This window comes from Bacteroides sp. ET336 (assembly GCF_024733815.1).
In the GTDB taxonomy this organism is placed as follows: Bacteria; Bacteroidota; Bacteroidia; order Bacteroidales; family Bacteroidaceae; genus Phocaeicola; species Phocaeicola cellulolyticus.
This window is the reverse complement of sequence record NZ_JANRHK010000015.1, coordinates 17,893-39,849: the sequence shown is the minus strand read 5'-3', so window position 1 is coordinate 39,849 and position 21,957 is coordinate 17,893. Positions and strand designations below refer to the sequence as shown.

The window sequence follows — 21,957 nt, the reverse complement described above, 5'->3', positions numbered from 1 at the left end:
TTTTCATTCTATGCAACAGGAAGACGATTTGAGGGCGCTTGCCAAAATCATGGATTTCGGCAGGGCTGTGAGCATTTTTTGGGGGGTGGTACATGTCTATGTGTACTGTTATCCGAGTTTTCACCACTGGAACCTGACGCTGGAGGTGGTGGACAGGATATTGTTGAACTTCAACCGTACCACGGGAATTTTCAACTGTATTCTCTGGAGCAAGCTGGCGGTAGTCCTGCTGCTGGCCATATCCTGCCTGGGTACGATAGGTGTCAAAGGAGAAAAGATTACCTGGAAAGGAATCGGTACGGCACTCTTCGCCGGGACGGTGCTGTTCTTTCTCAACTGGTGGCTGCTGGACCTCTCCCTCCCTCACGGGGCGGTCACGGCTTTGTATGTCTTTACCCTCGCTGTCGGCTATCTCTGCCTGTTGAAGGCGGGCTTGTGGATGAGCCGTCTGTTCCGGCACCGGCTGATGGAGGACCGCTTCAACATCGAGAACGAGAGCTTCATGCAGGAGACCCGGCTGATGGTGAACGAGTATTCCGTCAACCTGCCTACGCGCTTCCGTTACGGGGGCAGGATGCACGACGGGTGGATCAATGTGGTCAACCCCTTCCGGGCTTCCATCGTGCTGGGCACGCCGGGATCGGGCAAGTCCTATGCGGTGGTCAACAGCTATATCCGCCAGATGATTTCCAAGGGCTTCAGTTGCTACCTGTACGACTACAAGTTCGACGACCTCTCCACCATTGCCTACAACACGTTGCTGCACAACACGGACAAGTACAAGGTCACTCCCAAATTCTATGTTATCAACTTTGACGACCCGCGCCGCTCGCACCGCTGCAATCCCATCAATCCGGAGTTCATGACGGACATTTCCGATGCGTACGAGGCAAGCTACACGATTATGCTCAACTTGAACCGCACCTGGATTGAAAAACAGGGCGACTTCTTCGTGGAGTCTCCGATTATCCTTCTTGCAGCCATCATTTGGTACCTCAAAATATTCAAGGGCGGCATCTACTGCACGTTCCCTCATGCCGTCGAACTGTTGAATAAACCGTATTCTGACTTGTTTACCATCCTGACTTCCTATCCGGAACTGGAGAACTATCTTTCCCCCTTCATGGATGCCTGGAAAGGCGGAGCGCAGGACCAGCTCCAGGGTCAGATAGCCAGTGCGAAAATTCCCCTGACCCGTATGATTTCCCCGCAGCTCTATTGGGTGATGACGGGCAACGATTTTTCACTGGATATCAACAATCCGCAGGAACCCAAGATTCTCTGTGTGGGCAACAACCCTGACCGCCAGAACATCTATTCCGCAGCCCTGGGGCTGTACAATTCCCGCATCGTCAAGCTCATCAACAAGAAGGGTCAGTTGAAGAGTACGGTCATCATCGACGAGCTTCCCACCATCTACTTCCGCGGGCTGGATAACCTGATAGCCACCGCCCGAAGCAACAAGGTGGCTGTCTTGTTGGGCTTTCAGGATTTCAGTCAGCTTAACCGGGACTATGGTGAAAAAGAGTCCAAGGTCATCCAGAATACGGTAGGCAACATTTTCAGCGGCCAGGTGGTGGGAGAAACGGCAAAGACGCTTTCCGAGCGCTTCGGCAAGGTGCTCCAGCAGCGGCAGTCCGTTTCCATCAACCGTCAGGACGTATCTACGTCTATCAATACCCAGCTTGATTCGCTCATTCCGGCATCCAAGATTGCCAACCTCTCGCAGGGTACCTTTGTCGGTTCGGTGTCGGACAACTTCGGCGAGAAGATTGACCAGAAAATTTTCCATGCCGAGATTGTGGTGGACCATGCCAGGGTCAGTGCCGAGGAGAAAGCGTACAAAAAGATACCTGTCATTAACGCTTTCAAAGACAGGGACGGCAATGACATCATGCTCCAGCAGATCCAGCGCAACTACGACCGCATTAAGGCAGATGCACAGGCGATTGTTAATGAGGAGATGGAACGTATCAAGGCAGACCCGGAACTGTGTAAACGGTTGGGGCTGAAAGAGAATGATGAAGAATCTAAAGATTAAAATGGTATGCTATCACGCTATTTCAACATATCATTCCTTAATTTCGTAAAACTCATTTCTCCATTGTCATAAAGGTCTTTTTGGAAAATATCACATTTGATTTTTTCAAAACTATAACCAAAATGTTGTAATGAATTTGCCATCATTTGAATATGTGCATCTGTATAATCAATTTTCATTTCCATCCAATGCAATGCAATTTTTATGTGAGATTGGTAACGCTCCTTTAATTTGAATAATTTGACAAAATTTTCATAATCAGGGTCTTTGCATAATATTTTTAGTTCAAAATCTTGAGGGTGAAGTACAGGTCTGATACGTCCCGGATTTGTACCTTGTTTGGTTATAATATGAAATTCTGCATTACTGTCAAAGTCAAAATTAGGGCTTGTCGGGCTTAATTTTTCGCATGGAGCGCCTGATAAGTCTCCTAATACCTTTGTTTTTTTCAACTTTTGATTGCAGATTTGACAACTTGGTACGAAGTTAAACAAGGAAAGCGAAACCAATCTGCAATTAGATTTGGGTAGCACATGATCAAGGTCAAAGTGATGTCGATACTTATAATTAGGTTTAAAAGTCTTTTCATATTTATCTGGAGCGAATCTTGTTTTTAATGCTTTAAAGTCATTTTTACTATGAAATATACGCGCTTGCTTAATCTTCTCAATGGTATTATCTGATTTTACCTTTAATTTTGCTTTTAATTCTTCATCAGATGCAGTATTCAAAAAATAAATAGCATCTGCATCAGGATCTATTTCGAATACATTAATATAAGCCATGTCACAATAATGGCATGATGAGATGCTGAAGCCATTTTGTGGGTCTTTGAAAAACTCAGCTATTTCTTGACTCCAGTCATCATAATTAAATAGTGTTTCTAAACTACTATTCAATTTTTCTCTTATGGATAATGACCAATTCATAAACAAATTGTACCATTGTACTAATTGATGAAAATTTCCAATTAGTATATCCTGAATATTTGTTGGAAATTGTTGTAGTTCGACATTGGTTTTTCGCAAACTCTCCCAACTAGTTTGCATTTTCGTTAGTGTCGGTTGAAAAATTTGCATGTAAGTTTTAAGGATATTCCTATTTTGATATGCTACTTTTCTCATTTCTTCTTTTCTAATTTGTCCTTCAATGAATTAATTTGTTCTTCATGATAACGAATTTCATCACGAATCTGTTCTTCTTGTGACTTATGCAATATTCGTTGCTCCAATTGTTTGTAAATTTGGTTGAAATTACTACGAATATATTCTTCACCTAAATGATCTATTGTGAACTTAATATGGTCTTTTTTCTCCACAAATATTCGCTGTTGCTTATTCATATCATCCTCATAATACAGATCTAATATTTCACGCAGTTTCATTTGTATTAGATCGCCAATAGCATATTCTAGGAAAAATCCATTTTTCAATAAATCATAAATGTTGGCTCCTAAAGTTGTACTCGTTTTTTCATTTGTATATTCTTCACTTTTATCCAGAAATAAAATATTGGTTTCTGGCAAATCTGATAGAATAAATGGTGAATGTGTAACGATTATAATGTTGATGCTACGGATATTTGTTCGGTTGATATGGCACATGGCTAAGCGTTCTAACAGTCTTTTTATGTACTGTCGTTGATATTCTGGGTGATAGTACAATTCTGCTTCGTCAAATATCAGATTGATATGGTGATAACCTACTACACGTTTGCCATTTTCACTCTTTATGCTGGCGATATTTTTTATATGATAAAATATGTAGCTTAAACTATACAGCATTTGTTTTTCACCGCTGCTCATGGATTGCAAGGTGATTTCTTGACTATTATCTTTTTGGTCCATCCTTTTTGTATCCATTTTCCGATAAACAACTTCTGTGATAAAAAAGGATGGTGCCAGCAATTTCATCATATCATCATAAGTCTCGTATTTTTTACCTTGCAATAAATCTTTGTCCACATCCAAACAGTCTTCACCTTTTAGATACGTATGTTGAGTAAGATAATTCAAGCATTGATGAATTTTCAAGGTGATATGGCTATTCGAATTTTCGGCTATATCTTTGATGACATTCAATAAATGTTGGATGTGACTTTTGTACCACGTTAATATGTTGCTTTCTTTTACATACATTCTTTTACTGCCATCTTTGTTAATGACAGGTCGTTCATTTCCAGTCCTACTATCAATCATCATTTTAGGTTCCTGCATTTTCATCAAAGAATCCCAATCTGACATTTCTTTATAGTGAGGATAGGTAGAGCATATTTTAAGTGTTTTATATGCCAGATAGTACAAAGCTATTTCATCGCGTTTGGAATTATTTTGCTCCAAATCAATGTTCCATTTGCCAATAAGAATTTTCTTCCAAAGTTCTTCTATTTGAGCGATAATCAGGTCTTGTCCATCTCGTATTTCATTCCTGATAGGTTTCTCCAATAGTTTTTGTTGCTTTAACTCTTTATATTGTGGATTGAATTTATACTTGTAGTATATCGGTTGATATTCATCCAGAAATTCCTTCCCTTGTGAATGAAACATAAGAGATAAAATTTCAATCCGTTGCTGTGCTAAGCTGTTTTCATTATTTATGTCTATCTGACCCTTGTCACGGAATGGAGTTAATACCAATGGAATATAATAGCCATCGTTCTTGTGGAATAAATAATTGAGCCAATCACCATCGTTACTATTATCTTTTGGTCGGAATTTTGAATTGAAGTCCGAAGGATTAAATGCATAAAGACTATAGTTTACGCTGATTGTGTAGAAAAATCCATTAAGTATAGCATCCCGTTGTTTTTCAGTCAATCCATGAATTTGTATTTTTTCGGGCTGTCCGTCTATTATCTCATAATAGTCTGTACCAAAATCATTGCATTCTATGAATTTTTGCACTCCGTCCAGCTCAAAATGCAGCCGACCTGAAATGCCTTGGGCATGCCCAATTTCGTTGGTCTCGTCCAGCCCTTTCCTCAAAAACGTATTTTCAGCAAAATTATTAATGATGCGATACAAAATATCCAATAATGATGATTTACCGGAACCGTTTTTCCCGACTATTGCAGAAATGGAAATCTTGGGTAAATCTTCATTTATTCTGTAATAATCTTGTGGACACTCGTCATCAGAAATTTCTGGGTATGAATCCTTGGAGGTTCCTATATCTCGTTTGCATTTAATAAAAGGGTACCATCCTGGCTCTAAAGCCTTTCTTACATCACTCAAAGTATCTTCAAAAATTTGAATTCCAATAAGCCGCAAGGGCTTTGTAATGTCTAACTTTGCTGGCATATTATATATCTTTTAATAACGAATTGAATAATATTATTTTAGCATCAAATATTCATCCCCCATATCGGATCCACATTCTGGTATTCCGGTCGGGGAATGTTCGGATCGCCATTTTCATAGCATTCCGCAGTATAGATATACGCCTTGCTGTAAATATCCTTTATGGCTTTCGACATGCAGTCTATGTATCCGCAGTTAATCAGATAGCGTTCCAGTGCCATATAGAACTGCTCGGTATCATTCTGCAGGTCATCATCCAGGTAATACAGCCCGGCAACCATCTCTTTATATGCATTTCCTTCCGTATGCATTTCTGTTGTTTTTCTGTAATACATCAGGGCCATTTCTGCCGGATAGTTACTGATGATATACCGCAAATTGGTCGGTTCAATGACCGACAGGATGTGGTTATAAAATTCGGTGCCTAAAGTTCCGAAATCGGGCTCAAGTCCTTCGCTTCCGATTTCACAGACACATAATTCCAAAACTTTTTTGATAGTCTGCATGTTCCTTCTTTCTTCCATGTCAGTCAAGGGCTCTTCCATAGAAATGTGGCGGGATGTAATGAAAGAGTTTAGGGCTATAAGAATCTTATTTTGTACAGCCTCTTCCGCGTCCATGTATTCGTATGCGAAATACAGGAATTTGAAGATTTGTGTCCAGGCAAACATCATCCGGTAGATTTCTGCAATATAACTGTTTGTGTGCAGCAGTTGGTTGGTATTGGTCGTTAGTACGGACAATATTCGTTGCAAGCAGAACATGGAGTCTTTCAAAAGGAATTCAATTAATTGCAATTTATCTTTTACAGTCAGGTAATCTTCCGTCATGCCGCATTCTTCCAGATTCATGCCAAACAGTTCCAATTTATTCTTTTTCAAAGGCTCTTTTAAGAAACGGGCGAATTTCTTATAAAATACAATGGGGGTATCAGTCCTGTACCTTATTTTTCGTTGTCCTTTGGTTACATGATATTCCATTAAATCGATGCCGTCAAACAGATAGTCTATGAACATATAGTTCCAGATGGCTTTCATGCGGGATTCCACAATCAGTTGTTGGACGGTTCGTTCTATATTGTAAGCAGATGACAGACGGTAAGAATATAGTTTTAGTATGTTCAAAGTTTCGGCCTTGCTGAAATCTTTAGGCATTAATGAGGGTCGGTATTTGAAGTGTCGGTAAATATATAGTTTTAGTTCCGTGGAAAGCATGATGATTTCTTCTATATCCGGATAAAGGGAAAGCTTTTCCAGGGAAATGTCTTCGTATGGTTTCAGAGAGAACAATCCTTTTAGGTCTTGTATCTCCGCTATACTGATATTCTCATTGTGGGCATAGAGGTATAAAGTGGCTTTTCGTGTTACCACATCAATGATTTTGCAGAGATATTCGGACAAGACTGGTATCCGGTGGTCTGTATGCGAAGGAAGCATTTTTTCTACCATGATATATCGGTTCAGCAGGCACAGGATTTTCTTCATACTGATAGAGGCGTCTTTCAGGAACGAACCTCTTTTATAGTATCTGGCGGCTGCCCAATAATACAATATCGCTTTTTCCAGTGAGGTCAGTTCCTCCATTCGTTCAAATTCTTTATTGCTGTCAGATAATTCTGCCAGTTGTTTTAAAAAGTCCTCTGTAAGTTCCGAATCTTTCCCTGAGCAGCTGAGCAGCACATTGCCCATGCCGTCCAATGTGATGGCTATGGTCTGCAGATAATTGGGCCTGAGAGAATAGGTCTGGGGAGACCAGTTAGCTTTTTTCAAAAAAGCACGTACTTTGGATACCTTATCTTCAATGTTCACTTTTTCCCCGAAGAAATATTCCAGCAGGATATGCATGCTTCGGTTGTAATACCGGCAGGAGAAGCAAGGAACAGAACATCCTTTTTGGAGCATTTCTTTCCGATGTCTGTTACATTTATCAACTTTGAAGTAGGACAAATTTTTCACATAAGATTTTTCAATGTTCCAGTTCTTGAGGAATTTTTTTGTATCCTCTTTATAGGATTTCAATGGCTCATCATCCAGTTTCATCTTGTCCACAATATCAATGAGACGTTTTTTTATTCTGTCCCATTGTTCCGTGTAATCCACATCTTTCCATCCGGCGATATCGTTGCCTAAATCGCTCCATAATATTCTGTTGATAACGCGTTCTATGGATTGTTGTGTCTTGATGTTTAGTCCGTTATCCCGGCAAAATTCTTCAATGTCGGTGTCAAACTCATACCCCCAGAAATAAAGCCCGGTCACAAATCGGTCTGAATTACGGTTGATGAGTCCGTTTTTGTAGTACAGGATTTCGGCAAGTCTCCTGAAGAAATCCACTAGAATGATGAATTTGTCTTTGGCATTGGTCACTCGATACAAATAACGGAATTCCGATTCTGCCACATCCACATTGGCTTTGGTAATTCCTCCCAGTTCGACTTTCTCCAATACGAACAGCTTGGCAAGGATAGCTTGGTAAACAAGCCGAAGGTCTTCCAAAAGGGACAACCGGAAAATCAGGTTACTTTTCTCCGGAGTCAGAATCCGTGACAGGCCGGTCACTAGTTCATCGCCCTGCATTTCATATTGGTCGGTCAAATGTTCACGGGTAGGCAACAGTTGGGTTTCTATCTCTTTCTCGAAATTTTTCTTTTCTTCAATCTCATCTTGTTTGGTGACAAAATAGTTGGGATCTATCCCTTTGGGGGTACCTGTTTCATGTTCTTTATAAAGTACATATTTCTTGTCTCGCCAGTCTTGTGATTTTTCCACACGGAGTTTAAGCCCTAATTTCGCTTCGTCCACATACCTGAAATCAATCAGCATACAAATCAGTTCGTAGTAGATAACGTATGCGGAATTGTTGGTTTTACGGTGCTCATAGGTTAGCCCTAGCTTCAGCATATTCCGGATAAGGGGAAGGATGATATCTCCCGAAGCCATTTGTTCAGATGCCTCTTTCTGGTGAAGCAAATCTTTCAGGTAGGCTATGCTGTTCCGGTATTCCAAGGCTGAATCCAGATAATTTTCATCCGTCATTTGCAAGTCACCCAGTACCTGATGGATTCTTGATAGAATGATGGCATAATGTTCATAGTTTGAATTCGTCTGCTTAAGCATATTGGAATAATGCACGAGCATACGTGTGAAATGCTTCTTGACTGAAAGAGACTCATCCAGTGTGAAGTTGAATATAGCGGCTATCTCTTCTGAATATTTGGAGAATATGGCAATTTCACTGGCTACACTTTTCCTGAATTTAAAATTATACAGTCCTGATGGAATGTTGGTCATATGGGTATGCACCATATAGGATAAAATCGTATGGATGAAGGTGCGCAACTCTGGGGTACGGTACACTTCCAGCAGTTCGGGTGCCTGCTCCAGATTTCTCCAGGAAAAACTGTAGCTGTGGTATTTATAGATATGATTCATTAGAAACGATGCGGATATCAATAGTTTGTCGCCGTATTGGCTGGCATTGTTGATGATAGCCTGCATGATAGGATAAGCCATATAGAAGATAAAAGCTATTTTCCGTTGATTGACATAATTGAAGGTCAACACATAGTTCTTGCTTGGATGCTTACGTTTGTCACGTGTTTTCCATCCATAGATATAAGGGGATTTATTTCCTTTGCGGTATAGGTTATCTTCAGTCCTCACATACATGCGGAAATAAGAAAGAATTTTCTGTGGTGACCCATTACTGATATGGGTCAGATAAATGGAGAAATAATGCAGGAATACGATTCCTCCTTTCAAACGCCATTCTTCTGCTGCACTGGAAGAAGGATTATCCTTTTCAAGCTCACGTAGATACCTGTAATACCATTTCAGTGAAGGGTATTCGGGGGTGCTTATACCATATCGGAAATATTTCTCTTTCATCTTGTTCCGTAGATATTTTTTGGGTAGGAGCATTTTGCACAGATATTGTTCTGTCATGGAGATGACATTCATTTGTGTGCGGTTTGATGTCAGAAAGCTGTCCACATAAATTGCACCGCTAAAAACGCTGCTTATGGCGAATTCCCGGTCAGACAATCCGGCAAGGTATGCATCGTACAGCTCACGCCCTGATATGAATATGAATTTGGCGCGTGCAGTAGAAATGAAATGCTTCATGTTGGCGAGGAGCCGGAGCACATTGTCTTTCCTTTTGCGGGAACTGGAATCCCCGGAAAAGCCATTGGCGGTACCTTCAAATGTCGTGAATAGTTCATCTTCCGGCTCTTTGTTACTCATCTCCGGATCTATCTTGTCTAACTCATCAAATACGATGACAAACTTAAGCGTATATGGGTTGATAATGCGGTCAAAATGCGATAATATGTCTATCAGTTCGCTTTCTATCTCGCGTACTTCCGCAATCGGATAGTTTTTTTTCCTTCGTTTCCCGAAAGTGATGTTGATGAAGCCTTGGCTGCCTTCGGCTAATGGGGGCGTTTCTTCGTCAATTACGGTATGGATTCTGTCATTCAATGTATTTAATTGTTTCCTTATCCATACATATTGTTTGATTCCGGGAATAAACAAGAAAGTAATTCGCAGTAGTTTTCTGATGCATAGATAAATTAGAACAAAACAGATTATTTTGAAAAGAATAATATAGCCATTGCTTGTTTCTTTTAGTTGTATGAAAAAGGTTTTGAGGTAGGAAGTAAGTGTTTGAAAGAAACCGGGTTTGCTGTTTTCTTGTAAGTGGATAAAAGACACCTCTCCTTTGGCTGCCATATCAGAGGCATTTGTAATATGAACTTCCGAAGTAGAAGAGGGTGAGGGTGTTTGTTGTTCATAAGTCTTTAGGACTACCTCTTTAATAGGACCGTTTAATTGCTCCATGATTCCCCACGTGGCAAAACAACATACTGAAATGTAAAAATATGCGGGCAGAAAATACAAGTGTTTGTTGGAAACAAAATTTTCCACCTCTGCTTTTATGCGTTTGGCTATTAGACACAGTATGTCTCTTTCTGTGAGGATTTCATGCCCTAAATTGATATGGATGGCTATTCGCTGGGCCGTTTTTCTTCTATAGTCTTTGAAAATGATTTTATTCAGGCGGCTACGCTCTTCTTTGTCTATTTTCCGAAGCCTGCCACAACATTCTGCAATGCATTCCTTTATAGATTTCCCTATATCACTGGTGCCATTCTTGCGCCATTCTCCATGCTGGATAATATGCTTGACGAGGCCGCAATACAAGCAAAAATATCCCCAACAATATCTTATGTGATATTTTTTTACATAGCAGAAAATAGAGAGCATAGCTAATGCTGCAAGCCCTATAAAAAGGTAATGAATATTATCAATGGGCTTTGTTATGAAGAGGGTACAAAACAAAGCAATGGTTATCAAATGCAGCATAAAGAATATGAATTCGATTTTACTGCTTCTCCGTCGTTGCCTGGTCAGGTCGTATAATGCTTTTTCAACAAATGAAGATTTCCCCATCCCCCTATATCCAGCCACTAAGAACGAACCGGTTTTGTCTTTATTCGTAATCCAGTTCCTTAGCCTGTACAAAATATCTTCTCTTCCAATAAAAGCTTCATGAATATTTTGCTTGTTTGTATAGCGCCTCTCTCGTAAAAAAGGAAGATAATAGTTCAAGCGCCTGGTACGTGATGAGTATCGGTCGAAAGGATTTGTATGCTGCTGTTCCATGTGATTTTATATTTTTAGTCGTGATGCTAGTTCTAACAATTCATAGAAAAATGATTTTAATGATGCTTTGTGGAAATCATCAACAGTGGCTAAATCTATATTTCCATTAATAGCCTTAATAGCATCATCAAAAGTGAAATTTTTATCGGATTTTAAGCGAGTTTGCTCATCCTGAATGTCTTTTATTTGAGATTCTAATATTATAATTTCTGTTTTGCTACTATTTATGCTTTGTTGATGCGGCAGGCAGTCCTTATGGCATTTCTTTATAGCTTCTGCCTGTTTTCTTCTAATTTGGCAAATTTTCTCATTAATCTTTTTATCGTCCTGCTCTTTTGAAAGAATACTGATTTCCTCCTGAAGTTCGTAAAAATCAGTCAAAGCCACTTGTCGTCGATTTAAACAGGCTAAGTCTAAATTTTGCTTCCTATTTTTGAGACATTCTACATCCTCATTCTGAGATTTTTCCTCAAACTTTAAGTTTGCCAATTTTATTTTATTCGATATGGATTTTTCATATCTCATCAATTCAATGGAGCATTCTAGCATAACGGCTTCGATTTTTTTTGAATTGCGAAGCTTTCCATAGAAAAAAGCGGATAATAAAGAAAAGAGGATCAATAAGTATTCCACCAGTATTAATTTAACGTGAGTTCGAAATAAAAATAAATATATTTCAGTGATAATTAGAAACATAGCGATAAAAGTATTAAATTTATAGTGCTGAATTATAAGATTTAAACGATTACCACTATGTTTCCAGAGTCTAAAGTTACAGAGATTTATTGTATGGCCGATGATTTTTGCAAGGAATTTACATTGCAACAGGAAAAATATATGATTGAGGATAAGAAAACCAGGCATCGTAACAAACCTAACCGTATGAGTGATGCTGAAATTATGGTTATTCTAATCCTGTTTCACTCCGGTGGTTTCCGTTGTTTCAAACATTACTACAAGGAATATGTCTGTAAACATCTGAAGCACCTTTTTCCGCGTCAGGTTTCTTATAACCGTTTTGTGGAACTGGAGAAGGAAGTATTGCTTCCCATGACCATCTTTATCAAAAAAGTACTGCTGGGGACCTGTACCGGCATCAGTTTCATCGACTCCACTCCCTTGCGTGTATGCCGTAACCAAAGAATCCTGATTCATAAGACATTTGAAGGCCTTGCCGAGCGTGGAAAATGTTCTATGGGATGGTTCTTCGGATTCAAACTGCATCTGATAATCAATGACAAGGGAGAGATCCTCAATTTCATGTTCACACCTGGAAACGTGGATGACCGGGAACCATTGAAACAGGGTAAGTTCGTGGAAAATATTAAGGGAAAACTATGTGCAGATAAAGGATATATTGGACAGGCTTTGTTTGAAAATCTCTTCCTAAACGGTATTCAGCTTGTTACAAAGGTAAAAAGCAACATGAAGAATTCACTGATGAGTATTGCTGACAAGATTCTGCTTAGAAAAAGAGCCTTGATTGAAACAGTTAATGACGAACTGAAGAATATTGCTCAGATAGAACACTCCAGACATCGTTCTTTTAACAACTTCATTGCAAATTCTTTGTCGGCTATAGCAGCATATTGCTTTTTTGAAAAGAAGCCCGCCATTGATGTAAACTTTGTCAATGACGGACAACTGGCTATTTTCTAATTTTATATCGAATTCACGTTAATTTATATTTATACAAAGCAGAATAGTCTACAAGACTAATAAAATAGTGAAACAATGAACTCTGTTTAAAGCCAACTGACATTAAATGAAAATGATCACATATTATTCCATAAACCAATAATATCACCCAGCATAGGACGGCACAACCCAAAACAATACATATTGTTGTAAGCCATTGCACAGGAACTCCGCAAAACAAAGAATGTTCACGAATGTATTCGCATATTTTTCTTTCTCTGTATTGCTTGAATTTCTCAAGAGTATTAATCACATCTTTCATCTTGTTTCAATATTAAAGTTAACACTATTGCTAGATAGGGAGATAGACAAATGGAACATTAGTTGATTCCTTCCATATTAGCCTGCCCCAACAAATACCGACCAATCGGTTTGCAAAAATACAAAAAAAACACAAAACGCTCAATATGTGAGGTAAAAAAAGACACAACCTTTTGACAAGTCGTGTCTTTGACTACTGTGGATAGATGATTTTGCAGCATCTCATTTCGATACATGCGCTGATTACTAACAGTGTTATCTCCACTACATCAAGTGTACCCGTACTGGGAGCTCTACGATTGGGGGTACCTATTGTTTTAGAGGCAATAAACCTGAAGTTTAAAAATAATTGGTCTTGTTTTCATTTAACCATCCCTCATAGGCCAAGGATTGACAGGTGAATATCTGGCCTATTGTCATTTCAATTCATCATTGCCCTCTTTTTCTTCACTTTGGATACAAAGAATGGGAATTCCAACATTATTATTATCTGACAGGGTAAGCTTTTGGGGTAGATCCAAAAAATCAGAAATCTCATCAGAAGCTCTTGAGGCCTTTACATATCCATATTTGGATTTATTAAATACAGATTGAAATGAAATTTTCAGCAAATCCCAAATCATTTGTGACCAGCTGTCTCTGGGAGCACACTTGACAAAAGTCCGTCCGGTTTGGAATTCAATAAAATCTACCAATTGTGAGGCCAAACATTTTGAGGCGACGAGTATATTATTGGGCATGGCACACCAAAACGGCGTACAAACAGCATTTTTATCTATCAACAAATACTGGGCACCTGCCGTTATGGTCTTAGGTATTACGCTTCTTTTCTTTCCGTTCAAGTTATTGGCTCTTCGATATATGAATTTAGGCCAATGGGTATATAAAAATAGCTGATGCTTATCATTATAACCAATTTTATGATGATAAATGCTGTCCGTATTTCCATTCAGTTTCTTGGCTTGTAGTAGCAAAGCGTTATATGTGACTTCTGTACCGCGTATTTTTTTATATACGATGAGTAAATCTCCTATTTCAGGATCCTTTTTGTATCCTAACGATCTTTTCTCGCAAAATTCTGCAATAGGCTTTTGATGGAGGAAACACCCTCCAACCTTGAAATTCAATGTGGGAAAAGCATGGTTGAAGATTGCTTCTAAGTGAGAAGGTAATTGTGTAACAAGTGCTGCTATGTATGCAGGTTCATCAGGATTCGTAAGTCCTTTTATGCACTGCTTCAATGCATCCATGATTTCTACCTGCAATTTGTTCCTTAGATATGCTTCCATATAGTATTGTATAAACAGTTTTTACATCTTCTTCCTATAGTTATAAACTAAAGACACATAGACTTTATCCCAAACCCCACAACAATCTCCACCACCTCTCCATGCTCCCTCACAACCTTCAGCATTCGTGCCGGAATACCATGAGTGAAACAACAGCGGATAAATTCTATCCCGATAAACACGCCCGTGTCCGAGTTCCCGATCCCATGTTGCTCCTTGTTCCGAAAGGTTACTGTTCCCTCCATGGTTTCATGTCTTCGTTTCCGGTAGAGGGCTTCTTTCTGAAACACTTGGGTGATGTTGTTCCGTACAATTTCCACTTGTTGTCCTCCGTTTTGCAGAAAGTCCAGATAGTCCGCCAGTAGGTCTTCCGGACATCCGCTTTGCGACAGGGCTGTCTTAAGGTGTTGTATTTCCATTGGATTCATAAGCATTCCTTTTTACTTGGCAATAATCAGTTTTTTGTCTTTGATGATAAGCGTGTCTTTCCCGCCGTTCTTAATCAGGTTCACATTATCCAGGTCTATGCGGCTGTTCGATATGGAGAAGTCTTGATGTATCGTATCGTTCCGCAGGAAATGGATATCCTGTTTATACAGGTTCGGAATGGAAAAGAACAGGGCTATGATTCCGCCCATGCAGCATATCATCAACAGTGTAAAGGCAACAAACCAGCGTTGGTGTTTTCTGTCATCCACCACCTTCACCTCGACAGGTGCAGGCTCTTCGTTGATTGTCACCTTTTTCTGGCTGCATATCACGCGGCATCTCAAGTTGGGGAATTCATGCAGGCTGAACAGGTCCGGAACCTGTTGCAGGAATTGCAGGTATTGTTTGGTTTCCATCAGCACCTCCAGCTCCACCGTTACACGGATAACACTCCGCTTCATTATCTTGGGCTTCCCCAATGCGCCTATGGGCTTGGCGACATTGACGGGACGGATGTCCGATGCGCCTGTATCCACGCTCATGGCAAGCTCAATTCCGGTGCTTCCTAGCGAGGGGGCATCTGCCGGATGGTTTCCATAAAGAGACGAGTTTTCTGTTCCCTCGTATTCCGCTATCAGGTCTGCTATTTCCCGCACCTCGGTCACTGTTACACCCTTAGCCTCTGCATTCACAAAAGCTTCCACTTTGGCCTTCACCCTGTCGGTCAAAAAGGCTTTTATCTTGTCTTCGCTTTTCTTATGGATAAGGTAGCTCGGATACTTCTTGGTGAAGCTCCGGGCTATGTTTTCTATATAATCCATTGTATAGTCATAGTTACAATCAATAGTCAGGAAATATACAACGGACAGACTGAACTGGCTGGATGTTTGAAAATCATTCATACATTTCTCAATAAACAGTAATTATCAAATCTTTCTGGGCTTCAATGGCTTCATCAAAAATAAAATTCAAATCATCCATTTCTTCTTCATAATCATAATCACCAATGCCGTTTCCTGCTTCCAATGCAGCATATTGCTGTTTTTTGATTTCCAATTCTGACACCGGAATACTTATGATATAAGGAAAATCATCACTGAGTGGAATAGGTATAAAGGTACTCTGTTTGTCCAGCTGCCACAAGTTCTCGGTATTATAGATGATTCGTCCATAATATTCACAGACTTTTTCATATACATATCCATACATGAATGCCATGTGGGGAAAACGTTTCTCTCCGTTTACAATGTCAGCAAGTACACTGTAAGCATCCTCTGACGGACTTATTTCACTTCCAAAGTAATTATTTAGGCTGTCTAACTTCTCTTTCAGTGAAGAAGACAAACGGCTCAACAAATCCATATCGTGCGAACCGTAAACGGCTTTTACTTTATCTGCATCTACCAAATAAGCATGAACATAATAACTCATATCACTCTCGTTTTTAATTGTTACTTACTTTTGACCATCTGCCCAATGAACCATATCGTATGGATAATATGGTTGTCCTTTCAAAATACTGTCATCAAGCCCCAATACCTTAACTAATGCACCGCTCTCAAAACTCCAATAGCCATCATGGTTAATTCCATATTTATGGTCATTGTACCAAGATAAATCTGAATGTCCCCGATACCACTCTTTTTTGAGATATTTTCCTAAACGTTTCACGGCCTCAGTTTTACTCTGTTTAGCTAATTCAACAACATCAATAACAGCTTGATAAGGAGATGGATATAAAACAGTTTTAGTTAATTGTACCCAATCAGGAAATCTATATCTAATTAAAATATCATAGATATAATCTTTTACATCGTTATCTTTTATCAATTGAACTAATTTTTGCATAGCATTGTCATCATAGTCCAGCATTATGCCAATTGATAACATCCATAACATTTCAATATAAAATCCGTTTTCAGTCCAAAAATGTGGCATAATTCTAACAATTTCCATATAGTTACCTTTTAAATCTCCAAGATCCTGTCCTACAGAAAACTGTACTAATAAAGAACGAAGTCTATAATTGAACAAAGAATCATATCCTATATGTTTACCAGAACGATGCAGTTGCTCATAATATAAAATATCTTCATCATACAACTTTAGTTGTGATAAATATTGTTCTTCTGTAAAAAGTTTGTCTCTTATTTCCATATACATTTAATATTATAGTTATTATGGCCAAATTTCAAAAATAAAATCAGAAGTTTTTGAACCTATAGACTCACTTCCTTGAACTTTAATTTTTTTAGTTACAATTTTACCATCTTCAAAAATACGAGAAACAATCCTATCCACCTCGTTATTCTCTAATGCACGAATAATTTTTCTCGATAATTCTGGAGTTATAATCCTTCTTTTTTCTAATTTAAGAATTTTATCTTTAACCCATGTCAGTCCCATCTGAGGACCTTTTTGGGTTTGACTAAGCATTGAGGTCCCGTACTTAGTTTCATCAATAACAAATTTAGGCAATGGTGTCAAATTCTCATAAATACCATCAATACCGTGCCTGATTTTAGAATCCAAGCTGTTAGGTGCATCATCACCAATTCTTTTCAAATTGTATCGTTTGCCATTTACACCTATCTTTAATTTTTCGCTAGTCAGCAAATTAAGGCAGGATTTTATCTCTCCATAATTGCCTTTTTGTTTATTGGTTGGTTCATCTTCATTTTTATTTTCTAATAAAGCTTTAAACCGTTCTTTCTCTTTTTCTGATATTTGTTTCATATTTGCTATTTGGGCATCAATAATAGCCAAATCAGCCTCTGAAATCAAACCAGATGATTTTGGGGTAAAATTAGTATTCTCCTGAGAATCTGTATTCTTTTCTATTTCGTTTTTAACAAAATTTTCTGCATGGCTTTGAATTGCGGGATCACTCACTTTCCATTCCTTCTCTCTCGCCTCCAAATTATTCCTCTTGATAATCCCCGGTGACAAATATACGGTCATCACCATCGGAGAGTTCCCGGCACTTATGCTTTCCTCTATCTTCAAGCAGAAACAGTCCCAGAACCGGAAAATATCCACAACCTCATTTTCGTTATAAATGAAATGGATTTCTCCGTAGTGCATGGTACCTTCTACGTTCAGCCAGTCATAAAAAAACTGCTCGTCACCGCTGCATTCAAACATGAGCGTAATCAAATCCCCTTCAACCGGTAAGTATTCTCGATTACCTGTCTCTTCACAACCTTGGATATGTAGCTGTATAATCCGCCCCAAATTCGGATCGTCACAGTGCCTGAGATGACACTGGTAGCTGTAATAGAGCAACGGTATCTCTTTGCCTTTTATTTTCAATATTGCCTGATAAATCATAACTGTAAAGTTTCAAATGAACGATTAGGGTAACAGCTCACGGCTGATCCAGTAATAGGTCTCCCCGTTGGATTTGAACGATTTGCCGGCAGCTTCGTCCAACATTTTCTTCTTTTCCTTGAAGTATTCAATCAGCATGTCCAGTTCCACGTCCGTAATCATATCCTTGTCCTTCAGGTCCTTGACCCGATAGACCTCAAAGAACGGATAATCCGCCGGGCAGGAGGTAAACCGCTGCAAGGCTGCCGATAGGGGCATTCTCAAAAATGTCTTCCTCTTCACTTTGCAATACTTGTCCGTGTTGCGCTCGGACAGGAAATGCCGTACCAACTTTCTCCGCACACGGCGGGTAGAGGCATATTCCGGCACGTTCAGGCTGTCCGTCTTCACGCGTACGGTGGATTCTTCGGTATCTGTTTCGAAGTAGTCGTCCGGGCAGTCGCAGATGTCCACTTTCGCCTGTTTTTTCTTCTTGACGGCCTCGTATTTATAGTCCACAATCAGCTTGGCGGGTTCCTCCACATATTTTCTCAGGCGCTTGAACTCGTCTTCGTTGGCAAGCAGATAATAGTCCAGTGTCCGTGACAGCGAGTCCGGCAACACGACAGGCTGTGCCGGTAGGTTCCAGGCAGGTTCGATACCCGGAAGCACAGACAATATCGGTTGCACCCCTGCCTGGCGGATGTGGTAGTAGTCCGTCATAGTCGAGTCCGCCTTATACCGTTGGGTTCCCACTTCGTCGAATGCTCTTGTCAGGCTGTTGCTCAGCAGGGTGTTGTCAAACTTCACTTGTAGTAGCATGGAGTCCAAGGCGGAGGTCAGCCCTTCCAGTTCCAGCGATTCGTTCTTTTGCGGAAACACCAGCCATCCCTGTGTCATGCTCTGGTTGGGGAAGTCCAGGCAGTAGGTGTTATGACCCACTTCCGCGTATTCGTTTTCATTCCGGACTTGCTCGGGATATACCACCAGCTCCCGTTTCTTCCGGCTGATGCGTGGTGCCGAGCAGTCTATCATGTTCCCGATTTGCAGCACAAAGTTGTTGAAGTTGTCCGGTTCTCCCCCGTAAAGCTGGAAACCCAGCAGGCGGCAGTTGTTCTTCACCAGCTTGTTCACCAGAGTGGAGTCCGCCCATTCGCTGTTGAATCCTTTGTCGCCGATGACGACCAGGATGTTTGTCTCGTCCGGGCATTTGTTGAACTGTTCCACCCCGATTTGAACACCTGACCAGCTGCCGAACCGTCCGTATGTAGGTTTCAGTTGCTTGGCGTTACGTGCCTTGGCGGAAAGGAAGTCAAGCAGCTCCATGTAGTCGGGAGTCAGTTTGCAAATGGGGTCTGTCGGGCTGTCCGGTTCGTTGAAGGTCAGTACGGCGCCAAACCTGAAAGAAAAGCTCTCGTCATTTACCAGTTGCGACTGCAATCCCTGAATGGCGTTCACTACGGCTGGAAACTGCTGGATGGTGTTCTCTTTTCCTTCCAGGACAAACACCAGGTTTATTTTCTGCAAGTCCTTCTCTATCTTATTCTTGAAAGTGCTGTAATAAATCGGATTGCCATTTACGTTCAGCACATAGCTTTCCTGTTTGTCAATGATCGGCATCGGAATATGCGTCCTGAAACACAGGCTCGTGTCATTCTCTTTGTAAAACAATACAGGACTGTACCATATTGCAGGCTGGCTCTCTGCAAATTCCAGTTTCTGCCTCATGTCGCCGGCCGACAGCTGCAAGGTGTCCTTTCGTTCCCTGTCTTTGAAGATGAGCGTACTGTCCGGCAGCGAGGCTATGTCTATATGGAGTTGTTGTCTGGCAGCGGTCAGCAGCCGTTTGTCTATCCATCCAATAGCCGTCTGTCCTATGCTGTCTGCGTCAAGCTGCGGTTTGTTTGCCACGAGTACACATCCCTTGTCCTCCGACGTTTTATAAGGATACACGATACTGCAAAACGGAATCTTGCCGGCTTCCTGTGTCAGGTCGGTATTTTCAAACAGTTTCACAGAATCATTGGCAAAATACGCTGAGGGGTTGGCCAATGCCACGGTGTCGCTCAGCATGACCACTTGCTTGTTCTTGAATCCCGTGAAGACATCGGTAAATCCGCTCCGGGTCAGCAGCAGGTCGTTCTGGTTCATCCAGCCGCAATACTGGGCCTGTTTCCATTCTTTCAGCTTCCCGTTCTTCAGAATGGCGGGATTATATTGGATCAGTTTGAGCCAGTCCCCTTTCCGTTTGATGACCAGAAAGGCATCCATGTATTCCACGGCCTGCATCTCGTTTTTTCCGCTCGGACTCAGATAGCTTGTCCCTTGTTCCTTGGCGAAGACAATCCACGGATGATGCTTGAACAGCGACAGGCTGCGGGGGGCTTTCACTCCTTCCACCGAATAGTTCCGCACATATTCGCGCGGAACATTCTTCACCCGTGTAAAACGGTGTACCGGCCCGCAGGCTGTCAGGCAGGCAATGCTGAAAATACACCCTGTCTGAATCAGATGCGATATAAAGTTCTTTTTCATGGCTCGTTACTTTTTTGATTCGGAAAAACGTTCGTGTTGGGTCACCATCAGCTGCATGACGCATTCGTTGTTCAGGTCATCGCCCATATCGACAAACACTTCATCAATCACGGTTTTCTTTCGCGCAATGATTTTCAGCCCCTGGCAGTAAGAATAGAAGTCATTCTTTTTATGGTTGTTGACAGTGACGGCTATGTCCGGATTCCCACAGAGATATTTTTTCAGGATATAGTTATAATGGGTATTGAACGGTCTGCCGTCCACGATGGCCTGCAAATGTTCACGGATATCGTTTCCGATAATGACAAGCACATCAGTAGAGTCATTTTCTGTATACTGGGGAAGGATTTTAATCTTGTGCCGTACGGGGTATTGTGTGTCTTCCGTAGTCAATAGCACTTCATATTCGCCTGGTTCCGAATAGGCATAAAGCGGATTTTGTTCTCGGGAGTCAACGATTCCTGACTCGCCGAATTGCCACCGCCACTCTTTCGAGGGGCCGTATCCTTTGAAAGACACGATTTCACCTTGGAAAGCGCTTGCCGGAGCTTTCATTTTTACAAGCTGATCGCTCCCGTAAGTGTTTGTTTTCTTCCGTACGGTGATAATCTGCTTCTTTTCCAGCGAATGGTCCACTTGCAGGCGTACCTGGTAACGCCCCGGTTCTTTGAACACATATTGCCCGTTTCGTTCGTGTGATACATCCCCGTTGCCGAACTCCCAGAGCCATGAGTTTGCCCTGCGGGTACTGTCCGCATAATAGATAGGTTCTCCGACCTCCACTTCTATGGGGGTCAGTGTCATCCGCACGGTCCGGCTGGAGAAAAATATCCGGATCAGCACGGCAATAAGTATGCACAGCAGCATGGCTGCCGCTACAAACAGAATCTTTCTGGTATAAATCTTTCCCATGTCATTCATTTTTTAGTGCCTGAACGCAAGTCTTCTTCTTTTTTCTGCAATCCGATCTCGCATTCTTCCAGATTGGCTTTGAACAGTTGTATGTTTTGTTCGATACTCCACAATTGTTTTTTGTCTGCCAACCACATGGCGTAAAAGTCGGCTATGTGCATAAACAGCTTGTACCGTTTGTCCCAGCTGTTTCTTTCGTATGTGTTGCGCAGGTTGTTTATCAGGTAGTGGATATCGTCTTCTTCATATTGGGCATGTACCCCCGGTTCGAAGGTCTCGATTTTACGGAACAGGGAATCTATGGCCAGTTGGCTGTCGGCTTGTTCCTGTTGGAAATCTTTAATGCGGTCCATTTTTATTTTCACGAACTCCTTCTCTTCAAACATCTTGAAATCCGAATTCCACATGAATATTGCCAGGCAACATACCACGGTTGTTACGAAAAAGAACAGGAATACATAAATATGCCCCATCAGGGTCTCCCGCTTGTTCAGTGTTTTTTTATTGTCATTCATAATA

Annotated in this window: 15 protein-coding genes; 2 read left to right on the top strand and 13 right to left on the bottom strand. The window is 40.9% G+C overall.

Features of this window, described 5'->3' with window-relative positions; genetic code table 11:
- The first annotated feature begins 10 nt into the window (after window positions 1-10).
- On the top strand, window positions 11-2,041 hold the full coding sequence (gene mobC, locus NW213_RS12665; protein ID WP_258322996.1) for a conjugal transfer protein MobC: 2,031 nt from the start codon (window positions 11-13) through the stop codon (window positions 2,039-2,041).
- A gap of 17 nt (window positions 2,042-2,058) precedes the next feature.
- Here mobC and NW213_RS12660 read toward each other — a convergent pair whose 3' ends face one another.
- From NW213_RS12660 to NW213_RS12645, 4 genes are read right to left on the bottom strand one after another with little or no spacing between them, the layout of a single operon-like run.
- Complete coding sequence (locus NW213_RS12660) at window positions 2,059-3,165, bottom strand: hypothetical protein (RefSeq protein ID WP_258322995.1); 1,107 nt, start codon at window positions 3,163-3,165, stop codon at window positions 2,059-2,061.
- Complete coding sequence (locus NW213_RS12655) at window positions 3,162-5,339, bottom strand: AAA family ATPase (protein ID WP_087208694.1); 2,178 nt, start codon at window positions 5,337-5,339, stop codon at window positions 3,162-3,164. The genes NW213_RS12660 and NW213_RS12655 overlap by 4 nt, the downstream gene beginning before the upstream one ends.
- Window positions 5,340-5,383: 44 nt before the next feature.
- Window positions 5,384-11,005, bottom strand: a complete 5,622-nt coding sequence (locus tag NW213_RS12650; RefSeq protein WP_258322994.1) for an ATP-binding protein — start codon at window positions 11,003-11,005, stop codon at window positions 5,384-5,386.
- A 6-nt stretch (window positions 11,006-11,011) separates the two neighbouring features.
- On the bottom strand, window positions 11,012-11,638 hold the full coding sequence (locus tag NW213_RS12645) for a hypothetical protein (protein WP_258322993.1): 627 nt from the start codon (window positions 11,636-11,638) through the stop codon (window positions 11,012-11,014).
- 120 nt (window positions 11,639-11,758) lie between these two features.
- Here NW213_RS12645 and NW213_RS12640 point away from each other — a divergent pair, with 120 nt between their 5' ends.
- Window positions 11,759-12,664, top strand: coding sequence for an IS982 family transposase (locus NW213_RS12640; RefSeq protein ID WP_258322992.1), 906 nt, complete (start codon window positions 11,759-11,761; stop codon window positions 12,662-12,664).
- Between the two features lie 716 nt (window positions 12,665-13,380).
- On the opposite strand, the gene NW213_RS12635 is transcribed toward NW213_RS12640, so the two are convergent.
- From NW213_RS12635 to NW213_RS12595, 9 genes are read right to left on the bottom strand one after another with little or no spacing between them, the layout of a single operon-like run.
- Window positions 13,381-14,253 carry a hypothetical protein gene (locus NW213_RS12635; RefSeq protein WP_258322991.1) on the bottom strand — a complete coding sequence of 291 codons (873 nt, stop codon included), beginning with the start codon at window positions 14,251-14,253 and terminating at the stop codon, window positions 13,381-13,383.
- Window positions 14,254-14,300: 47 nt separating this feature from the next.
- On the bottom strand, window positions 14,301-14,681 hold the full coding sequence (locus NW213_RS12630; protein ID WP_258322990.1) for a hypothetical protein: 381 nt from the start codon (window positions 14,679-14,681) through the stop codon (window positions 14,301-14,303).
- A gap of 12 nt (window positions 14,682-14,693) precedes the next feature.
- Window positions 14,694-15,584, bottom strand: coding sequence for a translation initiation factor 2 (locus NW213_RS12625; protein ID WP_258322989.1), 891 nt, complete (start codon window positions 15,582-15,584; stop codon window positions 14,694-14,696).
- 7 nt (window positions 15,585-15,591) lie between these two features.
- A complete protein-coding gene (locus tag NW213_RS12620) occupies window positions 15,592-16,113 on the bottom strand; it encodes a hypothetical protein (RefSeq protein ID WP_258322988.1) in 522 nt (173 codons plus the stop codon).
- Window positions 16,114-16,137: 24 nt separating this feature from the next.
- Window positions 16,138-16,839 (bottom strand): PoNi-like cognate immunity protein, encoded by a 702-nt coding sequence (locus NW213_RS12615; protein WP_258322987.1) that lies wholly within the window; start codon window positions 16,837-16,839, stop codon window positions 16,138-16,140.
- Between the two features lie 21 nt (window positions 16,840-16,860).
- Entirely contained in the window at window positions 16,861-18,012 is a 1,152-nt protein-coding gene (tssD, locus tag NW213_RS12610) for a type VI secretion system tube protein TssD (protein ID WP_258322986.1), read from the bottom strand.
- 24 nt (window positions 18,013-18,036) lie between these two features.
- Complete coding sequence (tssR, locus tag NW213_RS12605; RefSeq protein ID WP_258322985.1) at window positions 18,037-20,526, bottom strand: type VI secretion system protein TssR domain-containing protein; 2,490 nt, start codon at window positions 20,524-20,526, stop codon at window positions 18,037-18,039.
- 6 nt (window positions 20,527-20,532) lie between these two features.
- On the bottom strand, window positions 20,533-21,438 hold the full coding sequence (locus NW213_RS12600; RefSeq protein ID WP_258322984.1) for a PKD domain-containing protein: 906 nt from the start codon (window positions 21,436-21,438) through the stop codon (window positions 20,533-20,535).
- 5 nt (window positions 21,439-21,443) lie between these two features.
- A complete protein-coding gene (locus NW213_RS12595; RefSeq protein WP_258322983.1) occupies window positions 21,444-21,953 on the bottom strand; it encodes a type VI secretion system transmembrane protein TssO in 510 nt (169 codons plus the stop codon).
- Between the last annotated feature and the right edge of the window lie 4 nt (window positions 21,954-21,957).

Bases quoted from the DNA above. Each gene is read 5' to 3' on its own strand.
- NW213_RS12625 (WP_258322989.1), bottom strand. From the start codon at position 15,584: ATGAATGATTTTCAAACATCCAGCCAGTTCAGTCTGTCCGTTGTATAT.
- mobC (WP_258322996.1), top strand. From the start codon at position 11: ATGCAACAGGAAGACGATTTGAGGGCGCTTGCCAAAATCATGGATTTC.
- NW213_RS12615 (WP_258322987.1), bottom strand. From the start codon at position 16,839: ATGGAAATAAGAGACAAACTTTTTACAGAAGAACAATATTTATCACAA.
- NW213_RS12655 (WP_087208694.1), bottom strand. From the start codon at position 5,339: ATGCCAGCAAAGTTAGACATTACAAAGCCCTTGCGGCTTATTGGAATT.
- NW213_RS12595 (WP_258322983.1), bottom strand. From the start codon at position 21,953: ATGAATGACAATAAAAAAACACTGAACAAGCGGGAGACCCTGATGGGG.
- NW213_RS12630 (WP_258322990.1), bottom strand. From the start codon at position 14,681: ATGAATCCAATGGAAATACAACACCTTAAGACAGCCCTGTCGCAAAGC.
- NW213_RS12650 (WP_258322994.1), bottom strand. From the start codon at position 11,005: ATGGAACAGCAGCATACAAATCCTTTCGACCGATACTCATCACGTACC.
- NW213_RS12620 (WP_258322988.1), bottom strand. From the start codon at position 16,113: ATGAGTTATTATGTTCATGCTTATTTGGTAGATGCAGATAAAGTAAAA.
- NW213_RS12660 (WP_258322995.1), bottom strand. From the start codon at position 3,165: ATGAGAAAAGTAGCATATCAAAATAGGAATATCCTTAAAACTTACATG.
- NW213_RS12635 (WP_258322991.1), bottom strand. From the start codon at position 14,253: ATGGAAGCATATCTAAGGAACAAATTGCAGGTAGAAATCATGGATGCA.
- tssR (WP_258322985.1), bottom strand. From the start codon at position 20,526: ATGAAAAAGAACTTTATATCGCATCTGATTCAGACAGGGTGTATTTTC.
- NW213_RS12600 (WP_258322984.1), bottom strand. From the start codon at position 21,438: ATGGGAAAGATTTATACCAGAAAGATTCTGTTTGTAGCGGCAGCCATG.
- tssD (WP_258322986.1), bottom strand. From the start codon at position 18,012: ATGATTTATCAGGCAATATTGAAAATAAAAGGCAAAGAGATACCGTTG.
- NW213_RS12640 (WP_258322992.1), top strand. From the start codon at position 11,759: ATGTTTCCAGAGTCTAAAGTTACAGAGATTTATTGTATGGCCGATGAT.